Origin of the sequence: Vibrio sp. 10N.222.55.C7 (assembly GCF_041473335.1) — a bacterium.
GTDB lineage: Bacteria > Pseudomonadota > Gammaproteobacteria > Enterobacterales > Vibrionaceae > Vibrio > Vibrio crassostreae_C.
In genome coordinates this window covers 1-230 of record NZ_JBFRSC010000116.1, presented here as the reverse complement: position 1 = coordinate 230, position 230 = coordinate 1, and the positions used below count along the sequence as shown (strand labels likewise).

The 230-nt window shown below is 46.1% G+C and carries 1 protein-coding gene; it reads left to right on the top strand.

Annotation, left to right across the window (positions count from 1 at the left end; all coding sequences use genetic code 11):
- Nucleotides 1-230 (top strand): cadherin-like domain-containing protein (locus AB4482_RS22930; RefSeq protein WP_372181793.1); only part of this gene is annotated, 230 nt, incomplete at both ends.

The following is a 230-nucleotide window of genomic DNA, read 5'->3' as shown; positions in this document are numbered from 1 at the left end:
GGCAGTTTCACCATCACGCCAGATGAGAACTTCAACGGTGACATCGATATCAGCTTCGATATCTCTGATGGTACTAACACCGTTCAGGCTTCTGCGGATCTAACCGTTAACCCAGTTAATGATTTGCCAGTACCTCAAGATCAACAGTTCAGTGTTGAAGAAGATGGAACGCTTATCTTCACCGATGCAGACCTATTAACAGGCGCTACTGACATTGAAGGCGACAACCT